Raw genomic sequence first — 18,205 nt, 5'->3', positions numbered from 1 at the left:
AACCGTAGGGGGTGACAGGGGGCCCCACCACTCAGCTCAGGGCAGGATCCACTTTTGGTTGGCCGCGCCGAGGCAGGTCCAGAGGTGGACCGCCGTGTTGTCGGCGGAGGTGTTGCCGGAAACGTCGAGGCACTTGCTCGACGCCGCGTTGCGTAGCGTGCCGTCGGCCTGCGCGGCCCAGTTCTGCGCGCCGGTGCCGTTGCAGGTGTAGAGCTGGATCTTGGTGCCGTCGGCGGTACCGGCGCCGGCGACGTCCAGGCACTTACCCAACGACTTGATCGTGGAGTTCGGCGTGACCGCCCAGGTCTGGGCCGCACTGCCGTTGCAGGTGTAGATCTGGATCTGCGTGCCGTCGGCGGTGGCGGCGTTGCGGACGTCCAGGCACTTGCCACCCAGACCCTTGATCGGGCCGCTCCCGCTGGTGGCGGCGCCGGTGACGAACGTGAACGCGTCCAGGTCGTAGAGCGCACCGGTGCCGGACCCGGCGAAGGTCAGGTACAGCGTGGTCGTACCCGTCGGGGGGTTGGTGATCGTGCCGGTCACGGTGGCGAACGTTTCCCAGCCGCCGGTCACCGGGACCGTGGCCGAGCCGAGCACCGTGCCGGTGGCCGAGCCGGCCCGGACCTGGAGGGTGCCACCGGCACCCGCCGAGGAGACCCGGGCGGTGAACGAGGTCACGTTGCCCAGCCGGTACGGCTGGAACGCGATCCAGTCACCGTTGTTGATGTCGCCGACGGTCTTGCCGCCCTCGGCCGTGGCCTTGCTGAACACGTTGATCCCGGACGAGGTGCCGTAGAACTCGGCCTGCCGGTGCCGCGGCGGCAGCGTGTGCTGGGTGTGGGTGGTCAGCCCGCCGGCGTCGGTGTACTCGGCGTCGAAGATCGCGAAGATGTTCGCCGCGTCGTCGTGCTCACCGTCGACCGGGATGGTGATCGAGCCGGAGCACCCGGTCTTCGAGGTGATCTGGTGCCCGTGCTGGTCGTGGCCGAGCACGTAGGTCATCTTGACCTTCGTGCAGTCGATCGTGCCGTCCTCCGGGTCGGTGACCGTGATGCTGTACGGCACCGTGTCGCCGAAGCTGAACAGCTGGCCGTTGCCGGGGTTGTTGATGGTGACCGTGGGCGCGGTGTTGCCGACGCTGATCCGCACGCTGCTGCTGCCGGTGGCGCCCTGCGGGTCCCGCACCGTCAGCGTGGCGGTGTAGGTGCCGTTGGTGGTGTACGTCTTCGTCGGGTTGGCGGCGGTCGAGGTGGTCCCGTCGCCGAAGGCCCACGAGTACGTCAGCGCGCCGCCCTCGGGGTCGGACGAGCCCGCTGAGGAGAAGGTCACCGCGAGCGGTGCCGCACCGGAGGTCCGGTTGGCGCCGGCCACGGCCGTCGGTGCCCGGTTGCCGCTGCCGACGTAGTCGAAGCGGTAGAGCGCCGAGTTGGCGTCGCCGTTGAAGTAGCCGGTGCCGTAGTCGAGCACGTAGTACGCGCCGTCCGGGCCGAACGCGGAGTCCATCACCTGCTTGCCGACCCAGGGGAACGTGTCGATGGTGCCCCGGGAGCCGTCGGAGTTGACGTGGATCGGCTTGATCCAGCCCCGGCCGAACTCGGTGGCGAAGAACTGCCCGTCGAAGGACTGCGGGAACTTGGTGGTGGAGGTCGACGAGGCGTTGTAGCGGTAGACCGGGCCACCCATCGGCGACTCGGAGCCGCCGCCGAACTCGGTCGGGGTGCCGGCGTCGCCGGCGTACCGGATCCAGGCCGGCTGGGCCGGCGGCAGGGTGGTCAGGCCGGTGTTGCGGAACGAGTTGTTGGTGGGCCCGCTGGCGCAGTTGTACTTCGCACCGCCGGTGTTGGCGGCGAAGTCCCACTCGTTGTACGTCTCGGTGGAGGTGTTGGTGCCGGTGCAGTACGGCCAGCCGAAGTTGCCCGGTGCGGCGACCCGGTTGAACTCCACCTGACCGGACGGCCCGCGGGTGGAGCTGGTGGTGCCGGCGTCCGGCCCGTAGTCACCGACGTAGACGACCCCGGTGGCCTTGTCCACGCTGATCCGGAACGGGTTGCGGAACCCCATCGCGTAGATCTCCGGCCGGGTCCTGGCCGTGCCGGGCGCGAACAGGTTGCCCGACGGGATGGAGTACGAGCCGTTGGCGTTCACCTTGATCCGCAGGATCTTGCCGCGCAGGTCGTTGGTGTTGCCGGCGCTGCGTTGCGCGTCGTACGCCGGGTTGCGGTTGGTCCGCTCGTCCAGCGGCGAGTAGCCGGCGGACTCGAACGGGTTGGTGTCGTCACCGGTGGACAGGTACAGGTTGCCGGCGGCGTCGAAGTCGATGTCCCCGCCGACGTGGCAGCACAGGCCCCGGTCGGCCGGCACGTCGAGCACGTCGACCTTGCTCGACTGGTTGATCGTGAAGTCGGCGTTGAGGGTGAACCGGGAGAGGCGGTTCACACCCTGCCAGGCGGAGAAGTCGGTGCCGGTGGCCGGCGCGTCACCGCCGGGGGTGGACAGCGGCGGCGCGTAGTAGAGGAAGATCTGCCGGTTGCTGGCGAAGTTGGGGTCGACCCCGACGCCCTGCAAGCCCTCCTCGTCGTGGTTGTAGACCGACAGGGTGCCGATCACGGAGGTGGTGCCGCTCGCGTCGGTGCGGCGCAGGGTGCCGTTGCGGGCGGTGTGCAGGACGGAGCGGTCCGGCAGCACGGCCAGCGACATCGGTTCGCCCATGTCGGTCACGCCGCGGGCGAGTTCGACCTGCTGGAAGTCGGTGGCGACGATCGTGTGCGCCTGTGCGGGAGCCGAACCGGCGGCCAGCGCGACAGTGCCGGCGGTGACCGCCAGCAGCAGCGCCGAACCAGCGGAGGACCATCGTCGAGAGCGTTGGTGTGGTGCGTCCTTCATGGACATGTGTGCTGCCCCTTCCTGACGAGTGACTGCCAGGCGGGCGCGCGCCGTCGCGCCGGATGCCGTAGCGGTGATGGTGGGGGTCGATGGGTTACCGCGCCGCCGGTTCACCTCGACGAAACATTGTCGTGTTGGTCACGACACTAAGTTGCGGGTGTCGATGTGTCCATACCTTCCGGCGGTACAGCGCCAACTTTCGTCGATCTGATCGAAAGTTGGCGATCACGCCCGGCGGTCGATCGCCTGTCCGGCCAGGGCAACAAGCGCCGCACGCGCCTCGTCAGCCACCATCGCGTTCTGGAGAGCACCGAGCGCGGTCTCGGTCCGGACGCGGATCATCTGCTCGATCCGCTCCAGGGCACCTGTCGTCTCGATGATCCCGCGCAGCTCCGCCGCGCCTTCGGCGTCCAGCGCCGGATTGCCGAACAACTCCCGCAGCCGGACGGTCTGCGACCGGTCGGCGGCACTGCGCGCCAGCGCCATCATCACCGTGGGCTTGCCCTCACGCAGGTCGTCCAGGACCGACTTGCCGGTGATCGCAGGGTCGCCGAAGACGCCCAGCACGTCGTCGCGGAGTTGGAAGGCGTCACCCAACGGGTCACCGAACTCGCCGAGCGCGGCGATCAGGTCCGGCTCCGCGCCGGCCAGGGCCGCCCCGATCTGCAGCGGCCGGGTCACCGTGTAGCGGGCGGCCTTCATCCGGATCACGGTGAGCGCGCTGGCCACCGAGCCGTCACCCACACCCGAGACCAGGTCCAGGTATTCTCCCGCGATCACCTCGGTGCGCATCAGCGCGAAGACGCCGTACCCCCGGTGCACCTGTTCGGTGCTCAGCCCACACTCGTGGAACATCTGGTCCGACCAGGCGGCGCAGAGATCCCCGCAGAGCAGGGCGGTGTTGCGCCCGTACGCCTCCGGGTCGCCGCGCCACGCCGAGCGGGCGTGCAGGTCGGCGAAGAGCCGGTGCACCGACGGCTCACCCCGACGGCGGTCGCTGCCATCCAGGATGTCGTCGTGGATCAGCGCGAACGCGTGGAACAGCTCCAGCGCCGCCGCGGCCACCACGATCGGGGTGCCGTCGGGCGCCCCCGCGCCGCGCCAGCCCCAGTAGCAGAACAGCGGGCGGAGCCGCTTGCCGCCGGCCAGCACGAACCGTTGCAACGCGGTGAACACGCCGCGGGGCGCGCCGTCGGGCCAGTCCGGGCCCTGCCGTTCGAGGAACCCGGCCAACTCGGCGTCGAAGCGCGCCCGCAGCCCGCTGGCGTCGGCGGGCGCGACGGTCAGGGTCACGACCCCTCCCCCGGCCCGCCGTCACGCAGCCCGGCCAGCTCCAGCAACAGCGCCTTGACCTCGGTGGCCGCGATCTTGTCCCGGGCGGCCGTCGGGTCGGAGCAGAGCAGCACCGGGGCGTCCGCCGGGTCGCTGGGCAGCCGCCCGTGCGAGCCCTTCACCGCCCGCGCGCCGGCATCCAGGCCGACGGCACTCATCAAGTACCGCATGCCGAGCTTCTTGCGGGCCAGGGCCACCCCGGCGCGGGCCTTCGCGGCACCGGGATTGGCCGGGTCGAAGAACAGCTCGGCCGGGTCGTACCCCGGCTTGCGGTGGATCTCCACCAGCCGGGCGAAGTCCGGTGCCCGGTCGTCGTCGAGCCAGTAGTAGTACGTGAACCAGGCGTCCGGCTCGGCCACCAACACCAGCTCACCGGCGCGCGGATGGTCCAGACCGTGTGCGGCCTTGCCCTCGGCGTCGAGCACCTCGGCCACCCCGGGCAGGCTGGCACAGAGCTTCGCCACCGCCGGCACGTCGGCCGGGTCCTTGACGTAGACGTGCGCGATCTGGTGGTCGGCGACCGCGAACGCCTTCGACGTCCACGGGTCGAGGTATTCCATGCCGGCCTGGGTGTGCACCCGCAGCAGCCCCTCGGCGCGCAGCAGCCGGTTGACGTCCACCGGCCGGGACACGTCGGTGATGCCGTACTCGGACAGCACCACCACTGTGGCGTCCCGGGCGCGGGCGGCGTCCAGCAGCGGCCCGAGCACCGTGTCCAGCTCGGCTGCCGCGGCGGCGGCCTGGGCCGACGACGGGCCGAAGCGTTGCAGGTCGTAGTCGAGGTGGGGGACGTAGACCAGGGTGAGGTCGGGTGACACGTCGGCCAGGATCTGCTCGGCCGCCTGGCAGATCCACCGCGACGACGGCAACCCGGCCGTCGGCCCCCAGTAGGTGAACAGCGGGAACGTGCCCAGCCGCCCGGTGAGCGCGTCGTGCAGCTCCGGTGGGTCGGTGTAGCAGTCCGGTTCCTTGCGCCCGTCGGCGTAGTAGACCGGGCGGGGCGTCACCGTCCAGTTGACGTCCGCGCCCATGGCGTACCACCAGCAGACGTTGGCCACGGTGTAGCCCGGCTCGGCCCGACGGGCGGCCTGCCACAGCTTGTCCCCGCCGACAAGCGCGTTGTGCTGCCGCCACAGCAACACCTCGCCCAGCTCCCGGAAATACCACCCGTTGCCGACGATCCCGTGCCCGCTGGGCGGCTCGCCGGTGAGGAAGGTGGACTGCACCGAGCAGGTCACCGCGGGCAGCACGGTGCCCAACTCGGCCCGGAAGCCGCCGTCGGCGACACCCCGCAGCCGGGGCATGTGCGCCAGTAGTCGGGGCGTCAACCCCACCACGTCGAGGACCACAAGTCGTCGGCTCATCGCGTCACCCCCATGCTCACGGTTCGGTCTGTGGTCAGGCCGAGGCCGACCAGTTCGTCTCGGGCGAAGGCCAGCTCCGCGGCGATGCCGGCGGCCAGCTCCGCGTCGGTGCCGGGCCGTCGTGCGGCCGGCAGCACCCCCCAGGTGTACGTCTCGACGTCGAGGTGGTCGCAGCCGGCGGTCGGGCCGTCGAAGAGCGCTCTCAGGGCCGCGCGGAGCACCGGCAGGGTCGACCCGAGCGGCTCCTCGGGTGGGGCGTGCAGCGGCACGTGGTAGTGCACCCGCCACGGGCCGGGCAGCTCCCGGTCCAGTGCCTCGTCCAGGTCGTCGGCCGCGTACGCCGGGTCGGCCGGGTCGGCCAGACCGGCGCACCCGGCGCCCCGGGTCTGGTGCAGGAAGCGCGGTTCCACCCAGCGGCGCAGCGCGTCGGCACCGCCGGCCGGGTCGGCCGCCTCGACGGCGGCGGAGACCTGCACCTTCACCACCGGCAGCCCGGCCGCGCGCAGACGCTCCAGCGCCTCGGCCGGCTCCTCCCAGGCGCACGCCAGGTGGGCCAGGTCGACGCAGACGCCCAACCGTTCGGTGTCCATTCCGGACAGCAGCTCGGCCGCCTGACCGGTGCTCTCCACCACGCAGCCGGGCTCCGGCTCGAAGGCGACCCGCACCTCGCGGCCGGTGTCCCGCTGGACCTCGGCCAGACCGGCGGCCAACTGGTCCAACCGGCCTCGGGCCGCGTCGGCCCGAGCGGTGTCCCACGGCTGCCGCCAGGCCAGCGGCAGGGTGGAGATCGAGCCCCGGGCGGCGTCGTCGGGCAGCAGGTCGGCGAGCACCCGGGCCAGGTCCAGGGTGTACGTCAGACGCTGCTCGGTGGTCCAGTCCGGGTGGTACACGTCCTGCTTGACCACCGGGGCCTGGAAGGCCGAGTACGGGAAACCGTTGAGGGTGACCACCTCCAGCCCGCGCGCGTCCAGCTCGGTGCGCAGCCGGCGGCGCAGCGCCGGGTCGGCGGCCAGCTCGGCGGCGACCGGGGCGGCCAGCCACAGGCCGAGCCCGAGCAGGTCACCGCCGAGCGTCTCGCGGACCGGCACGGCGTAGGTGTCCAGTTGACCGAGGATGCCGGCGAGGTCCTCGGCGGGGTGCACGTTCGTGCAGTAACTGAGGTGGACGGTGTCGCCACCGGCGTGTCGCAGCCGCATCAGCTGCCGCCGCGCAGGATCGAGTTGCCGGTCTGCGGGTCCACCTTGGCGGTGACGTCCAGGTCGCTGAGGTCGAGCCGCCCGGACTGCCCGTAGAACTCCACCGGGTTGCGCCACAGCACCCTGTCGACGTCGTCGTCACTGAAGCCGGCCAGCAGCATCGCCTCGCCGGTGGCCCGGGTCAGCAGCGGGTCGGAGCGCCCCCAGTCGGCCGCCGAGTTGACCAGCATCCGTTCGGTGCCGTACTCCCGCAGCAACTCCACCATCCGCGACGGGGTCATCTTGGTGTCCGGGTAGATGGAGAAACCCAACCAGCAGCCGCTGTCCCGGACCAGCTTGACGGTCACCTCGTTGAGGTGGTCGACCACCACGCGACCCGCGTCGATGCCGGATTCGGCGACCACGGCGAGGGTGCGTTCGCAGCCGCGCGCCTTGTCCCGGTGCGGGGTGTGCACGAGCGCCGGCAGGTCGTAGGCAACGGCGAGGGCGAGCTGCGCGGCGAACGCCTCGTCCTCCTCCGGCGTCATCGAGTCGTACCCGATCTCGCCGACCGCCACCACCGCGTCCTTGTCCAGGTAACGGGGCAGCAGGTCGAGCACCGGGCGGCAGCGCGGGTCGTTGGCCTCCTTGGGGTTCAGGGCCACGGTGGCGAAGTGCCGCACCCCGAACTGCCCGGCCCGAAACGGCTCCCAGCCGATCAGCGAGTCGAAGTAGTCGGTGAACGAGGCGGCGCTGGTGCGCGGCTGACCCAGCCAGAACGACGGCTCCACCACGGCGCGTACGCCGGCGGCGGCCATCCGTTCGTAGTCGTCGGTGGTGCGCGAGGTCATATGGATGTGCGGGTCGAAGATACGCATGTCACGCCTCCCGGGGCAGTGCGGCGGTGAGCCGGTCGAGCAGGTCGGTGGCGTCGGCGGGCAACTCCCGGCCGGCGGCGTTCCGCTCCGCGGCCAGCGCGGCCAACATCGCGGCCAACTCCCCGTCGGACCGGGTGTCCAGGTCGGCCACGGCGGCCAGGGGGACGCCGCTGAACACGCACTTGAGCACCGCCTGCCGCCAGGCGGCCGGGTCGAGGTGCCGGGCGTAGGGGCCGAGGGCCGCGGCGACCAGCCGGGTGTCGTTGGTGCGGATCGCGTCGTGCAGCAGCGGCACCCCGGCGGCGCCGATCGGCAGCAGGGGCAGGGCCCGCAGCACAGCTCGCCGCTCGGCCGCGTCCCCGTGCTGGTAGAGGCTTTCGGCGTACGTCGCGTGGTCGCCGGGCAGGCTGGTGAGCAGCAGCACCCGGGCCGCGTCGTCGGCGGTCCAGCCGGGGGCGTCGGGCAGCGCGGCCCGACCGCAACGTCGGCCGGCGGCGGGGAAGAGCCGGGTGATCGCGGTGGGCTCGGCCGTGACCCGGCGCAGCGCCGTGTCCAGCCAGTCGGGATCGGGTACGCCTCCCAGCGCGGCCCGCAGTGAATCCGGTGTCATCCCGTCTCCTCCCTCGTGCTGCTCCAGGTGCCCCCACCACCACCCTTTGCTCTGCACCTATATATGCGCCGGGGCCTCGTCGGCGGGTTTCGCCTCAGCAGGTGTCGCCGCGACGGGTGTCGCCGCAGCAGGTGCCGCTGGGGCGGATGTCGCCTCGGCGGGTGCAGAGCAAAGGGGTTTGGCAGGGTGGTAATCGGTGGACGTCGCGGCGGCGGCGCGCAGGAAATCGATCGACCGGGCGGCCACGTCCGGTGCGGCGTGCGAGTCGCGGGGCAACTCGACGGCGACCAGGCCCCGGTAGCCGGCCTCGGCCAGGGCGGCCAGCACCGGCGGGAAGTCGATCTCGCCGACGCCGAACTCCAGGTGCTCGTGCACGCCCCGGCGCATGTCGTCGATCTGCACGTTGACCAGGTGGTCGGCCACCTCGGCGACGCACTGCGGCACCGGCCAGGGCTCCAGGCACCGGCAGTGGCCAATGTCGAGGGTGATGCCGAAGCGGGCCGGGTCACCGAGGGCCGTGCGCAGCCGACGCCAGTCGGCGATGTCCTGCACCAGCATCCCCGGCTCCGGCTCGAAACCGAGGGTGACCTCGGCGGCGTCCGCCGCGTCGACCACTGTGGCGCAGCCGGCCACCAGCCGGTCCCAGGCGCACTGCGGTGACACCGTCTCGGGCCGGACACCGGCCCAGAACGAGACCGCCTCCGCGCCCAGGTCGGCGCCGATCCGGACGGCCCGGCGCAGGAACTCGATCCGCCGGGTCGGGTCGTCGTGCAGCAACGTCGGGGCGTGCTTGTGCCACGGGTCGAGCAGGTAGCGGGCCCCGGTCTCGATCACCACCGCCAGACCCAGCTCTTCCAACCGTCGGCCGAGGACGGCGACCCGGCGCGCGAGCCCCGGCGCGAACGGGTCCAGGTGGTCGTGGTCCAGGGTGAGCGCCACCCCGTCGTAGCCGAGGTCGGCGAGGACGGCCAGCGCGTCGTCGAGGCGGTGGTTGGCGAAACCGTTCGTGCCGTACCCGAGGCGCAGCGTCGTGCCGTCGGCCGTCGGCGGTGCGGATCGGGGCTGGGGAGCTGTCATGTCGGCGAGACTTTCCGGGCCAGGCGTCGACCCAGCGGCGCGGCGGCCGCGACGGCCAACCCCAGCAGGCCGGCGCCACCGCGCGCGGTCAGCGCCCCCTGGAGGGCGGGCAGGCCGGTGATCCCGGCGCCGACGGCGGCACGAACCCGCCCGGCCGACGGATCCCGGATCACCTCGGCCTGAGCCGCGCCGTAGCGGGCGGCGTACCACCCGGCCAGCACGGCGGGCAGCACGGCCGCGACCCCGACCGAGCGGGTACGACTCGCGCGCCCGCCGATCTCGTCGTCGGCACCGCCCTGGTCGGCGGCACTGGCGGCTGCCCGTCGGGCGTGCGGGAGGGCGGCGCTGGCGGCGACCAGCGCGGTGCCCGCGAGGGTGCGCATCGGCAGCGCCGCGTCGGCGCCACTGACCTCTCGGCGGGACAGCGCGGTGACCGTCCAGGTGTGCGCGGCGACGGTGACCGCCGCCGGCAACGCCCTGGTCACCCGGCCGCCGGACGCGCCGAGCAGCACATCCAGGCCACGACAGGCGGCCATCACGGCCGGACCGGCGGCGGTGTTCTTCGCCAGCAGGTCGTACCCCCAGATGGTGGCGGCCAGCGGCACGGCGAGCGCGGCGGCGCGGCGACCGCCCACGGCGGCGGCCAGGCCCACGCCGGCGGCCGTGAGGCCCGCCGCGAGGCCGACCGCGGCGGCCGGGGTGATCCGACCGCTGGGGATCGGCCGCTCGGGCCGCTCCACCGCGTCCAGGTCACGGTCGGCCCAGTCGTTGGCGGCCATGCCGGCCCAGTAGAGCAGCACCGAGGCGCCGGCCAGGGCGGGGGTACGTGGACCCAACGCGCCGGCCGCCGCCGCGCCGGCGACCACGTCACCGGGGACCGAGAGCGCGGCCGGCGCCCGGACCAGCTCGGCGAGGTCAGCCAGCGTGGTCATCGGCACCGCCCCCGCCGGTGTGCAGCAGCCGCGTGAAGTTGGTCAGCCGCGCCCACTGCTCACCCAGCGAGTGGCTGGGCGAGCCGAGCGGGTCCTTGAAGAAGAAGCCCAGCTCGGTCAGCGGCCCCACGTGCCCGGCGGCGTGCGCGGCGGCGGTGAGTCGGGCCAGGTCGAGCACCAGCGGCGCGGCCAACGCGGAGTCGCAGCCGTGCCAGGTGAACTCCATCCGCATGCTCGTACCGAGGAAGCCCGCGAACGTGATCAGATCCCAGGCCGTCTTGAAGTCGCCCAGCTCCTCGACGTACTCGATGCGGGTGCCGCCCTGCGGGACGTAACCCAGCGTCTCGCCGAGCACCCGCTGCTTGCTCTGCACCTTCGCGGCGTTCGCGGCCGGGTCGGCAAGGGTGGCGCCGTCGCCACCGCCGAGCAGGTTGAACCCGGACCAGGAGCGCACGTCCAGGTTGCGCATCGCGAACATCGGCGCGAGCACGGACTTGACCAGGGTCTCCCCGGTCTTGCCGTCGTGCCCGGCGTACGGCAGGCCGGCCTCGTCGGCGAGCGCGGCCAACGCGGGCAGCCGCAGCCCGGTGGACGGGGTGAAGTCGACGAACGAGCAGCCGGCCAGCAGCGCCGCGTACGCGTAGAGGGAGCTGGGTGGCAGCACCTCGTCCGGGCCGGTGAGCGCGGCGCGCAACGCGTCGGGGTCGGTGTGCCCGGGGTGCGGTGCTGCGGTGGCCTCGGTGGCGGAGACGTTGACGACCACCACCCGGTCCAGTCCGTGCCGCTCGCGGAAGCTGGTGAGGTCGCGGACCACGGCGTCGGCGCGATCGGCCTGGGTGGCCCCGACCGGTGCGGGGCGCAGCTCCTGCTCGACCGCGCCCAGCTCGTCCGGGAGGGCGGCAACCAGCCGCCAGGGGATGACGCCCGCGTCGGCCAGTGCCTCGGCCCGCTTGGTCAGCGGGGTGGTGGCCAGGTCGTGCCCACCGAAGACGAGGTCCGCGAAGGCCGGCAGGGCGGGGCCGCGCAGCTCAGGCAGCTCGGTGACGCAGCCGGTGGGCCCGGCCAGCCCGGCTCGCAACGCGAGCCCTCCGACGATGCTGGTGGTCGCGACGGAACCACGCGCTCCTATCAGCCAGACACCTGTTCGCATGGTGCTCCTTCCCCGTTCTCGAGGAATCGTCGGTACCGCTAAATATAGGAATATCAGAATAAGTTTCGGAAAGATATGGCCTTGTTTGGATGGCCCCGCCCGCCCGCCCCGCACCGGGACAGCACCGGTTTTCCGACGTCGGCGTCGGCGGCGACGACGCCGGACCGGTCCCCGGTACGGGTGCGGGCGGGCGGGGCTGGTAGGCAGGGTCGGGTCGGCGTCTCGACCCTGCCTCCCCCGCATCCGGTCTCCACCGGTGGTGGCGGTCCTCCGGTGCGGCCGGGGAATCCCGGTCCGGTCGCACCGGACGACCGTCCTGCTCGTGCGCCACCGGGCCGTACGGCCCGGCTGCACGCTCTCCGCCGCCGACCTCGTCCCGACCGCGGGGCGCAATCCGCGGTCGGTCCCTCGCCGGTCGGCGTCGGAAAGCCGGTCGGGCGATGACGGTGCGAACACCGCCATCGCGGATGGTCAGAGGTCAGGCGGCGGCTGTGACAAGCGCCGGTTCCACCTCGGCCCAGGAGGAGCCGAGCTCCGCCGAGCGGGCCACCGCGTCCAGCACCAGCTGGACCTGCAACGCGTCGGCGAAGGAGGGAGTCGGGTCGACGCCGGTGGCGACCGCCTCGATGAAGTCACGCATCTCGTGCGTGAACGAGTGCTCGTAGCCGATGATGTGGCCCGGCGGCCACCACGCCGACATGTACGGGTGCTCGCCCTCGGTCACCAGGATGCGGCTGAAACCCTGTTCCACGCTGGGCCGGGTGGCGTCGTAGAACTCCAGCTCGTTGAGCCGCTCCAGGTCGAAGACCACACTGCCCAGCGAGCCGTTGATCTCGACACGCAGCGCGTTCTTGCGACCGGTGGCGAACCGGCTCGCCTCGTACGTGGCCAGGGCGCCGCCGTCGAGCCGGGCCACGAAGACCGCGGCGTCGTCGACGGTGACTGGCCCGGTGGGCACCGAGCCGCCGTCCACAGTGGCCGCCAGACCGCTGGACTCGGCCGGCAACGGCCGCTCCTTGACGAAGGTCTCGGTGACCGCACTGACCCCGCTGATCCGCTGGCCGGTGACGAACTGGGTCAGATCGATGATGTGCGCACCGATGTCACCGAGCGCGCCGGAGCCCGCCCTGTCCTTTTGCAACCGCCAGACCAGCGGGAACTGCGGGTCCACGATCCAGTCCTGTAGGTACGTGGCACGGACGTGTCGAATCACCCCGAGTCGTCCGTCGGCGACCATCTGGCGCATCATCGTGACCGCGGGGACCCGGCGGTAGTTGAACCCGCACATCGACCGCACTCCGGCGGCCCGGGCGACGTCCGCCGCAGCGGTCATCGCCCGCGCCTCCGCCACCGTGTTGGCCAACGGCTTCTCGCACAGAACGTGCTTGCCGGCGGCCAGTGCGGCCAGAGCGATCTCGGCGTGACTGTCACCCGGGGTGCAGATATCGACGACGTCGATATCATCCCGGTTGATCAATTCACGCCAGTCCGTGGTGGACGCGTCCCAGCCGAGCCGATCGGCGGCATCTGCCACCTTCGTTGTGTCTCGACCGCAGATCAGCGCCATCCGGGCCCGCGCCGGCAGGTCGAAAACGCGGTTCACGGTGCGCCACGCCTGTGAGTGCGCGGCGCCCATGAACGCGTAGCCGACCATGCCGACCCGCAGTTCTTTGTCTGTCGTGGACAAGGTGGCCTCCCCTGGTATGTCAGAACCCGAGCTTGTCGTAGCTGCTCGCGTTCTCCTTGGTGATGGTCTCCGAGGCCAGGGTCACTTCCTTCGGAACCTGCAGCTCCGTCAGGTCGCCCAGGCCCCGACCCTGCGCGACGAGCCGCGCGAGCGAGATAGCCGACGAGGCCATCGACGGGTTGTAGGTGACAGTCGCCTTGAGCACCGTGTTGTCGGCCTTGATCGCGTCGATCGCGAGCTTGGAGCCGGCGCCGCCGACCATGAAGAACTCCGACCGGTTGGCCTGCTTGATGGCCGCGAGCACACCGATGCCCTGGTCGTCGTCGTGGTTCCAGATCGCGTCGATCTTCGGCAGCGCCTGGAGCAGCTGGGACGCCTCGCGCTGGCCGCTGTCCGAGGTGAACTCCGCCGAACGGCGGTTCTTCACGGTGAAGCCGTAGGTCGCCAGGGCGGCCTTGAAGCCATTGCTGCGCTCGACGGTCAGCGGGATCTCCAGACCGGCGATCTCACCGATGACCGGGTTGGCGACACCCTTGTCCTTGAGCATCTTGCCGATGAAGTGCCCGGCCGAGACGCCCATGCCGTAGTTGTCACCCTTGATCACCAGCCGGGAGGCCAGCGCGTCGGGGAACGCCCGGTCGAGGTTCACGATCGGGATGCCCGCCTGCATCGCCTGGAGGGCAACGGCGTTGACCTCCTTGCCGTCGTGCGGCAGCACGACGATGATGTCCGGCTTCTGGGCGATCAGCGTGCCGAGCGTGGAGCGCTGGGCCTCCGAGTTCGACCCGCCGTCGACCTCCTTGAACTCCACGTCCGAGTAGGCCGCGGCCTGCGCCTTGGCGTTGGCGTGGATGGCGCCCATCCAGCCGTGGTCGGCGGCCGGGGCGGAGAAGCCGATGACGACCTTCTTGCCCGGGGCGTTGTTGCCTTCGGCGTTGCCGGCGGCCTTGGTCTGGGTGCTGGCCGCCGGGGTCTCGTTGCTGGTGCAGGCGGTGAGCAGGGTGGCGGCGCCAACTGCGGCTCCACCGAAGAGCAACCGGCGGCGCGACAGGTCGCGACTGTGCTGGGTCATGAACGACCTCCTGGGGGCGGAATTTCAGTTGATAAGGGTGTGCGGGGCCCGGCCGCCGTCGAATTTCTCGACGTGGCCCGGGACATCGGTGCGGTGCGTCAGGTTGCGGTGGTGACCCTGTTCCGCGCGAGGAGCCGAGTGACGGACTTGAACTGGAACTGCTGGATCAGGACGGCGGCGACGATGATGCCGCCCTTGACCATGTTCTGCGCCTCGATGGAGAGGCCGTTGATGGCGAAGAGGTTCGTGATCGTGGCGAAGATGATGACGCCGAGCAGCGAGCCGACGATCGTGCCCCGACCACCGCTGAGCAGCGTCCCACCGATGATCGCCGCGGCGATCGCGTCCAACTCGTACAGGTTGGCCATCGCCGCCTGCGCCGAGGTGGCCTGCGAGGTGAGCATGATGGCCGCGATGCCGCAGCACAGACCGGAGAGCGCGTAGAGCAGCATGGTGTGCCGCCGGACGTTGATGCCGGCCAGCCGGGCCGCCTCCGGGTTGCCGCCCACGGCGATGGTCCGCCGGCCGAAGGTCGTCCGGTTGAGCAGGATCCACCCGGCCACCACCACCGCGCCCAGGATGTAGACGAGGATCGGAATCCCGAGAACCTTGCGCGCCGCGATGTCGTTGATGAAGGTGCTGCTCGACACCTGGGTCTGCTTGTTGGAGATCGACGCCGCCAGCCCGCGAGCCGCCACCAGCATCGCGAGCGTCGCGATGAAGGGAACCAACCGCCCGTACGAGATGAGCACGCCGTTGACCAGGCCGACGCAGATGCCGACCACCAGCGCGGCGAAGATCATGCCGCCGGCGCCGTAGCTCTGGGTGGCCACCGTGGTGCACCAGACACCGGCCAGCGCGACGATCGCACCGACCGACAGGTCGATGCCCCCGCCGATGATCACGAAGGTCATCCCGACCGTGACCACGCCGACGACCGACGCGAGTTGCAGGATGGCCAGCACGTTGTTCCAGACCCACGTCGGGTCGCCGTACAGGTCGGGCTTGGTGATCGCGCCGACGATGATGAGCGCGGCCAGGACCCCGATCAGACCCAGGTTGCGCTTCGCGCCGTCGCCGCCGTCGCCCCGCCACCAGGAGAGCCGGCCCCCGGATGCTGCCTTGTCGCTGGCCACCGCCGTCTCCGCCGGGTCCACCGGCGGCGACTGGGCCGGAAGCTGCGGGCGCTCCGGTGTCGCGGTGGGAGTGGGAGTCGCGTCGCTCATGCCGGTGCGCCTTCCATCAAGGACCCCGCCATCACGAGGTCGAGCACAGTGTTTTCGTCAAGTTCGCCGGCCGCTGCTTCACGCACGACCCGCCCTTCCCGCATCACCAGCACCCGGTCGGCCAGGCCCAGCACCTCGGGCACCTCGCTGGAGACCAGCAGCACCCCGACGCCCTGCGCGGCCAAACCCCGGATGACCTGGTAGAGCTCAGCCCGGGCGCCCACGTCCACGCCCCGGGTGGGCTCGTCGAGCAGCAACAGCTTGGTGCCGCCGAGCAGCCACCGCCCGACCACCACCTTCTGCTGGTTGCCGCCGGACAGCGTGCGTACCGGCCGGTCGACGTCCCGGGGCCGCAGCTCCAGGCTCTCGGCGATCCGGTCCGCCTCGGCGCGCTCCTTCGCGGCGTTGGTGAAGCCGAGCCGCGCGTACCGGCCGAAGGTGGCCAGCGTGACGTTGCGGTAGATCGGCTCGCCGAGCAGCAGCGCCTGGCTCTTGCGTTCCTCCGGGGCCATCCCCATGCCGGCCCGCACGGCGGCGCCGACGCCGGGACGCAGCACCTTGCCGTTCATCCGGACCGACCCGGCCTCCGCGAGGCGGGCGCCGTAGATGGTCTCCAGCAGCTCCGAGCGGCCGGAGCCGACCAGGCCCGCGATGCCGACGATCTCCCCGGCGCGCACGTTCAGCGAGACGTCGGCGAACTCACCCGTGCGGGTCAGCCCCTCCACCTGGAGCAGGTCGGCGCCGGCGGGGTCCTCGGCCGGGCGGTCCGGGAAGACGTACTCGATGGTGCGGCCGGTCATCCGGCTGACCAGGTCGCGGGTCGGGGTGTCGCGCGCCGGCAGGTTCGCCGCGGTGGTCCGACCGTCCTTGAGTACGGTGACCCGGTCGCCGATCTCGCGGATCTCCTCCATGCGGTGGGAGATGTAGATGACGGCGATGCCCTGCGCGGTCAGCTCCCGGATGATCCGGAACAGGTTGCCGACCTCGTCGTGGGCCAGCACCGCGCTCGGCTCGTCCATGATGATCAGTCGGGCCTCGTGCGACAGCGCGCGGGCCATGCTGACGATCTGCTTGCCGGCAGCCGGCAGCGACCGGACCATCCGTCCGGGCGGGATCTCACCGTGGCCCAGCCGGCTGAGGATCTGCCGGGTGTGCCGAGCCATCCGGCCGCGCCGGACGAACCCGAAGCTGCGGTACTCGTGACCGAGGAAGGCGTTCTCCGCCACCGACAGGTCCTCGACGAGGTCGAGTTCCTGGTAGATGGTGGCGATGCCGGCCTTCATCGCGGCCTGCGGGTTGGTGAACGTGGCCGGCTCGCCGCGCCACTCCACCTGACCGGAATCCGGTTGGTGCACCCCGGAGAGCACCTTGATCAGGGTGGACTTGCCGGCGCCGTTCTGCCCGAGCAGGCAGTGCACCTCGCCGGCACGCACCTCAAGCTGCACGCCGTCCAGTGCGCGTACACCGGGGAAGGTCTTGACCACATCGGTGAGGCGCAGGACCACCTCGCCCGCGACGGTGTCGGCGGGAGCCTCGACCAGCGGTGCCTCGGCGGCGGCCTCGGCCGACGCGGTGGCGGGGTCATCCTCGGACAGAGCCACAGTCTCCTCCTCGCTCACGACAGGATTTCGGTCTGGTTCATGCGGCTTCCCCGAAGGCGACATCGCCGGCGAGCACCGCCGCGCCGGTGACACCGGCACGTCCACCCAGCTCGGACAGCACGACCGGCAGGTTGCCGGTGGCCAGCGGCAGCGACCGGCGGTAGACCACACTGCGAATCTCGGCGAGCAGGATGTGCCCGAGTTGGGCCAGCCCGCCGCCGATCACGATCATCGACGGGTTGGTGAAGCTGACCAGGCCGGCGAGCACTCCGCCGACCCGTCGTCCGCCGTCCCGGATCAGTTGGATGCACGTCACGTCGCCCTCGACGGCGCCCTCGGCGACGTCCAGCGCGGTGACCACCCCGCGCAGCGCCAGCCGCTCGGCCAGCGCCGGCGACGTCCCACTGCGGGCGGCGGCCAAGGCGTCCTTGGCCAGCGCGGCGCCGCTGAACAGCGCCTCCAGGCAGCCGACGTTGCCGCAGGAGCACATCGGACCGTGCGAGTCGACCTGGATGTGGCCGATGTCGCCGGCGCAACCGTCGGTGCCCCGGTAGACCTCGCCGGTGAGGTAGATGCCGCACCCGATACCGGTGCCGATCTTGATGAAGAGGAAGTCGTCCACCGAGTGGGCGACCCCACCGTGCCGCTCGCCGATCGCCATGATGTTGACGTCGTTGTCGACCACCGCCGGGCAGCCGTGCTCCCGGCTGAGCAACTCGCGCACCGGGAACCGGTCCCAGCCCGGCATGATCGGCGGCGACACCGGAACACCGTCGCGGAAGCTGACCGGACCGGGGACGCCGATGCCCACCGCGTCCAACCGCTCGTACGCACCGTCGACCCGGGCCTTGTGCAGCAGCTCGTTGACCCGTTGCAGGGTCACCTTCGGTCCATTGCGGATGTCGGCTGGCTCGGCGTACTGGGCGACCGGTTCGAGGCGGCCGTTGACCACCTCGATGTCCATCGAGCTGGCGCCGAGGTCGACGGCGGCGAAGCGCAGCTTCGGGTTCAGCTCGACGAGTGTCGAGCGCCGCCCACCCCGGGAGGCGGCGAGCCCCGCCTCGGCGACATAACCCAGCGCCACCAGGCGATCCAGCTCGGCCAGCATGCGCGGGCGCGGCATCTGGAGTCGGTCGCCCAACTCGGCGCGGGAGACGGCCCCCTCGTCGCGGAGCAACCGCAACAGTCGTACGTGCAGGGGGTCGGCGGTCCGCACCG

14 protein-coding genes are annotated in these 18,205 nt (G+C 71.6%); all 14 read right to left on the bottom strand.

What is annotated here, in order from left to right:
* Positions 1–36: 36 nt before the first annotated feature.
* Entirely contained in the window at positions 37–2,889 is a 2,853-nt protein-coding gene (locus tag AB0B14_RS13675; protein ID WP_357070946.1) for a PQQ-dependent sugar dehydrogenase, read from the bottom strand.
* Between the two features lie 219 nt (positions 2,890–3,108).
* Positions 3,109–4,176: a polyprenyl synthetase family protein gene (locus AB0B14_RS13670; protein ID WP_357070949.1), complete on the bottom strand. Its 1,068-nt coding sequence runs from the start codon at positions 4,174–4,176 to the stop codon at positions 3,109–3,111.
* Positions 4,173–5,579 carry a nucleotide pyrophosphatase/phosphodiesterase family protein gene (locus tag AB0B14_RS13665; protein WP_357522600.1) on the bottom strand — a complete coding sequence of 469 codons (1,407 nt, stop codon included), beginning with the start codon at positions 5,577–5,579 and terminating at the stop codon, positions 4,173–4,175. Before AB0B14_RS13665 ends, AB0B14_RS13670 begins: the two co-directional genes overlap by 4 nt.
* On the bottom strand, positions 5,576–6,775 hold the full coding sequence (gene eboE / locus AB0B14_RS13660; protein WP_357522599.1) for a metabolite traffic protein EboE: 1,200 nt from the start codon (positions 6,773–6,775) through the stop codon (positions 5,576–5,578). Before eboE ends, AB0B14_RS13665 begins: the two co-directional genes overlap by 4 nt.
* Entirely contained in the window at positions 6,775–7,632 is an 858-nt protein-coding gene (locus AB0B14_RS13655; protein ID WP_357070958.1) for a TatD family hydrolase, read from the bottom strand. Before AB0B14_RS13655 ends, eboE begins: the two co-directional genes overlap by 1 nt.
* Before the next feature lies 1 nt (position 7,633).
* Entirely contained in the window at positions 7,634–8,242 is a 609-nt protein-coding gene (locus AB0B14_RS13650; protein WP_357070962.1) for an EboA domain-containing protein, read from the bottom strand.
* Positions 8,243–8,299: 57 nt separating this feature from the next.
* Positions 8,300–9,319: a sugar phosphate isomerase/epimerase family protein gene (locus AB0B14_RS13645; RefSeq protein WP_357522598.1), complete on the bottom strand. Its 1,020-nt coding sequence runs from the start codon at positions 9,317–9,319 to the stop codon at positions 8,300–8,302.
* A complete protein-coding gene (locus AB0B14_RS13640) occupies positions 9,316–10,251 on the bottom strand; it encodes an SCO3242 family prenyltransferase (protein WP_357522597.1) in 936 nt (311 codons plus the stop codon). Before AB0B14_RS13640 ends, AB0B14_RS13645 begins: the two co-directional genes overlap by 4 nt.
* Entirely contained in the window at positions 10,235–11,401 is a 1,167-nt protein-coding gene (locus tag AB0B14_RS13635) for an inositol-3-phosphate synthase (protein WP_357070971.1), read from the bottom strand. The genes AB0B14_RS13640 and AB0B14_RS13635 overlap by 17 nt, the downstream gene beginning before the upstream one ends.
* Positions 11,402–11,879: 478 nt before the next feature.
* Positions 11,880–13,088, bottom strand: a complete 1,209-nt coding sequence (locus tag AB0B14_RS13630) for a Gfo/Idh/MocA family oxidoreductase (RefSeq protein ID WP_357070974.1) — start codon at positions 13,086–13,088, stop codon at positions 11,880–11,882.
* 19 nt (positions 13,089–13,107) lie between these two features.
* A complete protein-coding gene (locus AB0B14_RS13625; RefSeq protein WP_357070977.1) occupies positions 13,108–14,160 on the bottom strand; it encodes a substrate-binding domain-containing protein in 1,053 nt (350 codons plus the stop codon).
* A gap of 98 nt (positions 14,161–14,258) precedes the next feature.
* Positions 14,259–15,386 carry an ABC transporter permease gene (locus AB0B14_RS13620; protein ID WP_357522596.1) on the bottom strand — a complete coding sequence of 376 codons (1,128 nt, stop codon included), beginning with the start codon at positions 15,384–15,386 and terminating at the stop codon, positions 14,259–14,261.
* Positions 15,383–16,891: a sugar ABC transporter ATP-binding protein gene (locus AB0B14_RS13615; RefSeq protein ID WP_357071062.1), complete on the bottom strand. Its 1,509-nt coding sequence runs from the start codon at positions 16,889–16,891 to the stop codon at positions 15,383–15,385. Before AB0B14_RS13615 ends, AB0B14_RS13620 begins: the two co-directional genes overlap by 4 nt.
* A 133-nt stretch (positions 16,892–17,024) precedes the next feature.
* Complete coding sequence (locus AB0B14_RS13610; protein WP_357070983.1) at positions 17,025–18,203, bottom strand: ROK family protein; 1,179 nt, start codon at positions 18,201–18,203, stop codon at positions 17,025–17,027.
* Positions 18,204–18,205: the final 2 nt, after the last annotated feature.

It is taken from the genome of Micromonospora sp. NPDC049171 (assembly GCF_040648275.1).
GTDB lineage: Bacteria > Actinomycetota > Actinomycetes > Mycobacteriales > Micromonosporaceae > Micromonospora.
The sequence above is the reverse complement of the archived record's forward strand: the minus strand, read 5'-3'. Positions and strand labels throughout refer to the sequence as shown.

Excerpts from the sequence above, each read along its gene's own strand:
- AB0B14_RS13675 (WP_357070946.1), bottom strand. The coding sequence starts at position 2,889 with ATGTCCATGAAGGACGCACCACACCAACGCTCTCGACGATGGTCCTCC.
- AB0B14_RS13665 (WP_357522600.1), bottom strand. The coding sequence starts at position 5,579 with ATGAGCCGACGACTTGTGGTCCTCGACGTGGTGGGGTTGACGCCCCGA.
- eboE (WP_357522599.1), bottom strand. The coding sequence starts at position 6,775 with ATGCGGCTGCGACACGCCGGTGGCGACACCGTCCACCTCAGTTACTGC.
- AB0B14_RS13655 (WP_357070958.1), bottom strand. The coding sequence starts at position 7,632 with ATGCGTATCTTCGACCCGCACATCCATATGACCTCGCGCACCACCGAC.
- AB0B14_RS13650 (WP_357070962.1), bottom strand. The coding sequence starts at position 8,242 with ATGACACCGGATTCACTGCGGGCCGCGCTGGGAGGCGTACCCGATCCC.
- AB0B14_RS13645 (WP_357522598.1), bottom strand. The coding sequence starts at position 9,319 with ATGACAGCTCCCCAGCCCCGATCCGCACCGCCGACGGCCGACGGCACG.
- AB0B14_RS13640 (WP_357522597.1), bottom strand. The coding sequence starts at position 10,251 with ATGACCACGCTGGCTGACCTCGCCGAGCTGGTCCGGGCGCCGGCCGCG.
- AB0B14_RS13635 (WP_357070971.1), bottom strand. The coding sequence starts at position 11,401 with ATGCGAACAGGTGTCTGGCTGATAGGAGCGCGTGGTTCCGTCGCGACC.
- AB0B14_RS13625 (WP_357070977.1), bottom strand. The coding sequence starts at position 14,160 with ATGACCCAGCACAGTCGCGACCTGTCGCGCCGCCGGTTGCTCTTCGGT.
- AB0B14_RS13620 (WP_357522596.1), bottom strand. The coding sequence starts at position 15,386 with ATGAGCGACGCGACTCCCACTCCCACCGCGACACCGGAGCGCCCGCAG.